The organism is Roseateles sp. P5_B10 (assembly GCF_056400485.1).
This window is the reverse complement of sequence record NZ_JBFULE010000439.1, coordinates 1-4419: the sequence shown is the minus strand read 5'-3', so window position 1 is coordinate 4419 and position 4419 is coordinate 1. Positions and strand designations below refer to the sequence as shown.

5 protein-coding genes and 1 pseudogene are annotated in these 4419 nt (G+C 65.1%); 2 read left to right on the top strand and 4 right to left on the bottom strand.

What is annotated here, in order from left to right; all coding sequences use genetic code 11:
- Nucleotides 1–454 (top strand): annotated as a pseudogene (locus AC1DU6_RS21375) (hypothetical protein); the annotation flags it as partial.
- Here the strand turns inward: AC1DU6_RS21375 and AC1DU6_RS21370 are convergent.
- From AC1DU6_RS21370 to AC1DU6_RS21355, 4 genes are all read right to left on the bottom strand, one after another.
- The gene (locus tag AC1DU6_RS21370; RefSeq protein WP_477859441.1) at nucleotides 451–1164 is read right to left on the bottom strand and encodes a YebC/PmpR family DNA-binding transcriptional regulator; all 714 of its coding nucleotides are present in this window, start codon (nucleotides 1162–1164) and stop codon (nucleotides 451–453) included. The pseudogene AC1DU6_RS21375 and the gene AC1DU6_RS21370 overlap by 4 nt on opposite strands.
- A 103-nt stretch (nucleotides 1165–1267) precedes the next feature.
- Nucleotides 1268–1687, bottom strand: a complete 420-nt coding sequence (locus tag AC1DU6_RS21365; RefSeq protein ID WP_477859439.1) for a DUF6678 family protein — start codon at nucleotides 1685–1687, stop codon at nucleotides 1268–1270.
- 30 nt (nucleotides 1688–1717) lie between these two features.
- On the bottom strand, nucleotides 1718–2803 hold the full coding sequence (locus tag AC1DU6_RS21360) for a S1C family serine protease (RefSeq protein ID WP_477859437.1): 1086 nt from the start codon (nucleotides 2801–2803) through the stop codon (nucleotides 1718–1720).
- A gap of 103 nt (nucleotides 2804–2906) precedes the next feature.
- Nucleotides 2907–3782: a PEP-CTERM sorting domain-containing protein gene (locus AC1DU6_RS21355; RefSeq protein WP_477859435.1), complete on the bottom strand. Its 876-nt coding sequence runs from the start codon at nucleotides 3780–3782 to the stop codon at nucleotides 2907–2909.
- Between the two features lie 177 nt (nucleotides 3783–3959).
- Between AC1DU6_RS21355 and AC1DU6_RS21350 the strand changes: the two genes are divergently transcribed.
- Nucleotides 3960–4406, top strand: a complete 447-nt coding sequence (locus AC1DU6_RS21350; RefSeq protein WP_162247768.1) for a helix-turn-helix domain-containing protein — start codon at nucleotides 3960–3962, stop codon at nucleotides 4404–4406.
- Nucleotides 4407–4419: the final 13 nt, after the last annotated feature.

The window sequence follows — 4419 nt, the reverse complement described above, 5'->3', positions numbered from 1 at the left end:
CGATGGCACCACGGCTCGAAGCGCTTCCGGCTTTGTGCTGACCAGCTACACCTTCATCAGCGGCAAGCGTTCGCTGACGCCGAGCGCCTCGGCGAACGCGGTCGCAGATCGGATTGCCAATGACCCGTCACGTGACGTGCTCGCCTTCGGCCGCACCGCAACCTTCAGTGGCGGCGTCACTCAACCCACCCTCCATCGCGTCGATTCAGCCTCGTTCACCGCGGTGGTCGGCACGCCGTTTGAGCGCGGCTTCGAGTTCGCGATGTCCAGCCTGAACACGTCACTGAGCTTCAGCGCGCGCGTGGAGTACTCGCTGCCGGTGGGCTACACGCTGACGTCGGCCCGTGGGCTGGCGGTGAACGCCGTGCCGGAAAACGGCAGTTGGGCGCTGATGCTTGCTGGGTTGGTCGGGCTCGGCGGCCTGCGGCTGGCAAAGAGCCGCAACGTGCGCTAACCGGCCAGCCCCGCGTACACGTGCTGCACGTCGTCGTTGGCGTCCAGCGCGGCGAGAAAGCTCTCTACCTCGTCCAGTTGCTCAGCTGTCAGGCTCGTGGGGTTGACCGGGTTCTTGGGCCGGTAGCCCAGCTTGGCGCTGAGCACGGTGAAGCCTTGTGCGGGCAGGGCGCGGCTGACGAGGTCGAGGTCGGCCGGGTCGGTCAGGAAGACGGTGATGCCTTCTTCGTCGGGCGGCAGCAGATCCTGCGCGCCGGCTTCGATGGCGGCCATGTCCGCGTCGGCACCGGGCGTTGTGGGCTCGGCTTCGATCATGCCGAGGTGATCGAAGTCCCAGCCGACGGAGCCGGCACCACCGAGCTGGCCCTTGCGGAACAACACGCGCATGTCCGACGCGGCGCGGTTCACGTTGTCCGTCAGCACCTCCACCATCACCGGCACGCGGTGCGGCGCAAAGCCTTCGTAGATGGCCTGCTCGAAGTGGACGACCTCACCGGTCAACCCGGCGCCTTTCTTGATGGCGCGGTCCAGCGTCTCCTTGGGCATGGACACCTTGCGCGCCTGCTCCACCACCAGCCTCAGCCGCGCGTTGTCCTTCGGGTCAGCGCCGTGGCGCGCCGCGATCATGATGTCCTTGGACAATTTGCCGAACAGCCGACCCTTGGCATTGGCGGCGATGTCTTTGTGTTTGGCTTTCCATTGCGCGCCCATGGGGGTGTCCTGTCGTTTGTCTAGTAAGCCCAAGTCGCGTAACTTGTCGGGCGGGTCGCTACTTTACGGGGTGGCTCTTGCCGATCTCGCCCCTGTCGTCGCGCTATTGAGGTGCGAAATCGTCGTAAGACCTTGGTAAATAACCCCAGATACGTACGACGTCGCCACGCTGCTCGAAGTCGAAGCCAATCTTTTCCAAGATTGGCAGGATTTCGTTTCGATGGTCAATKCTCGCTCTAGGAAGCAGCTTTCCTATGAATGGCCCCTCCTCGGACAGGCCGATGTCAAACCATTCGACAGCTTCAAACGGAAAGGGCAGGTGATAAAACCATTCGACATCCCAATTCGAGACGGTGCCATCAACTGATTTCGAGCGATAAGAAGGACGCCAGCCATCAAGAGCGCGGATGTGAGTGATCAGCTCGTTCCATCGTGTGTTGTTAGACGCACTGGCTAAGTTCCTTGTGGTGACCGCGGCACGAGTCCGCTTTCGCGCTTGATCATCATTTCGCGCATCAGCCATAGGTAAATCGTTCAAAGCCTTCCCCTCGTTCTAGTCTGAGCTACCCAACGTCGCCACCACCTTCCTCGTCTGCCCCGCCCGCCACACCGTCAACGTCACCTTCTCCCCGATCTGCCGCGTCTCCAGAAGCGACAACATGTCGTCCAGGTCCGCCACCGCCTGTCCATCGACAGCCGTGATGACGTCCCCCTGCACGATGCGCCCGCTGCGATCCCTGCCGAAGGGTTTCAAGCCCGCCGCCGCAGCCGGGCTGGCGTCCGCCACGTTGACCAGCAGCACACCCTTGGGCGCCCCCAGCGCCTTGGCCAGGTTCTCCGGCCCGGCTGTCACGCCCAGCGCGGGCCGGATGAAGCGCCCATCTCGAATCAATCGCGGCACGATGCGATTCACCTCGTCCACCGGAATCGCAAACCCGATCCCTGCACTCGCCCCGCTCGGGCTGTAGATGGCCGTGTTGACGCCGATCRGCCGCCCCGCCGAATCCAGCAGCGGCCCGCCCGAATTGCCAGGGTTGATGGCCGCATCGGTCTGGATGGCGCCCTTGATCGTGCGTCGCGTGACCGATTCGATTTCGCRGTTCAGCGCCGAGACGATGCCAGTGGTCAGCGTCTGGTCCAGGCCGAAGGGGTTGCCGATGGCGTAGACCTTCTGGCCCACCTGCAGATCCCGGCTGGCACCCACCGCGATGGCTGGCAGCTTCTCGTGGGGCGCTTCGATGCGCAGCACGGCAATGTCGCGGTCCGGGTAGGCGCCGACGAGCTTGGCCGGAAAGCTGCTCTGATCGTTCAGCGTGACAGTGGCGCGGTCGCCGCCCTGGATGACGTGGAAGTTGGTGACGATGTGGCCGGCGTCGTCCCAGATGAAACCGGTGCCGGTGCCGCTGGGCTGCTCGCTGGTGCGCAGCGAGAAGAAGTCGCGCTGCACGCTCAGCGTGGTGATGTGCACCACCGACGGCGACACGCGTTTGAAGACGCCGATGTTGTTCAACTCCTCGGCGTCCAGCGCGCCGCGGGCGTTGACGGCGCGAGGCTGGGCTTGAGCCTTGGCGAAAGCGGGAGCGCAGCCGAGGAAGAGCAGCGCGACGGCGAGAGTGAGGCGGCGGGGCAGGGTGGGCACGGGGGCGTCGGCGGGAGTGGCGTCGATCCGCATTTTGGGCACAACTCCGGGCTCCCGAGGCCCGCCGCTTCACGCCGCCCGTGCTGCCCTCCCGGGCGTGCGCTCAAGCCCGGGGCCGCTTCACCCGGCGAGAACTCAGGCCCGCCACGAGCGCCGCCAGAGTCAGCGCCAGGCTGGCGGGCTCGGGCAGCCGGCTGTAGAAGGTGTGGTCTGTCACGCCGAAACCTCTACCCGAGTAGTTGCTGCCCTGGTAGCCGGTGCTCTCGTCAAAGGTGAAGGCGGTGGTGCTGAAGTAAAGGCCGTCGATGCCCGCGATGCGGCCATTGAGGATGTCCACCGCCTGGCCCGGCAGGAAGCGGGAGCGCAGCGCCGCGAGCGAGTCGGCACCGCTGTGCGTGTACTCGCCGATGTCGTAGAGCGCGTACATGTGATCGTTGGCGTCGATGCGGCCATCGCCGCTGGTGTCGAACCAGAAGTCGAGGAAAGGAATTTCCTCGCCGCCGTAAGCCAGGGCCAGGAAATGGAAGATGCTCTGCTGAACGTACTTGCCGGTGGCCGGGTCCTTGTAGAGCACCTCGAACTTCTGATCGTGCTCGGCGCCGCTCCAGATGTCGTCCGGCCCACCGGCCCCACCGCCTGCGCCGCCAGGGTTGCCAACGGYACGGGTGTGGTTGACGACATCGCAGAGCGTCAACGTCTTGGCGGCGTCGGGGATGTCGCGCTTGCCGCTTTGCCCGCCCGCCGCGATTTCTCCGACGTGATCCGAGGCGACGATGGTGCCGCCGTTTCGGCGATCCGTGTAGTTGATGGTGAAGTCCAGCGCCGTGCGGGTGTAGTTGTGCTCGATCACATAGGCGTTGCGCTGGCTGCAGTCATTGCTGTTGGCCTCGGGGCCGGTGTCGGCCAGCGCGGGCAGCACGAGAGCCAGAAGCGGCAAGGCAATCCACCGATGGCTGCTGCGGGTGTGAGGACAGGGCATGGTGTGTCTCCTTGGAGGTAGGCACCGATCGCAACGCCTATATTGGCTGTTGTCAGAAGGCGTGCCCTTGCCGGCTGATTCCTCCGGTAGCGAGCATCGAACGTGCCAGTTGCCGACTCCAGACGGAAGCGTCAGAAGGCATGTCGCACGCCGGCGGCCATGCCCGGGAGGTATTTCATGACCCAACTGCCCGACGCGGCGCTCGATGCGCTGCGGCAGATGTTGCGAATCGGATCCGATCGATCGGCCCAGGAGCAGGCGCTGCACCGTCTGCATTGCGTTTGCCTGGTGGCCTGCGGGCGCAGCTGCTCGGAGGTTGCGGCATGGTTTGGCGACAGCCCCCGCAGCCTGCAGCGCTGGGTTCGGCATTTTCACGGAGTCACCGTCATGCTGGTGGCAGAGCGTGCGCCGGGACGGCCGCCGCGGCTGACCGGTGTGAAGTCGCTGGAAGTGGCTGCAGAGCTCCGTACGTCGCCCAGTGGCTGCGGTTACGCCAAAGGGCGATGGGATGGGAAGCTGCTGCAACAGCATCTGCGGGAGCATCACGGCGTCTGCCTGAGCTTGCGCCAGTGCCAGCGCACCTTGCACGATGTCTTGGCAAAGCCAGCGCCCCCGAGCGCCTGACATTGCGTCAATG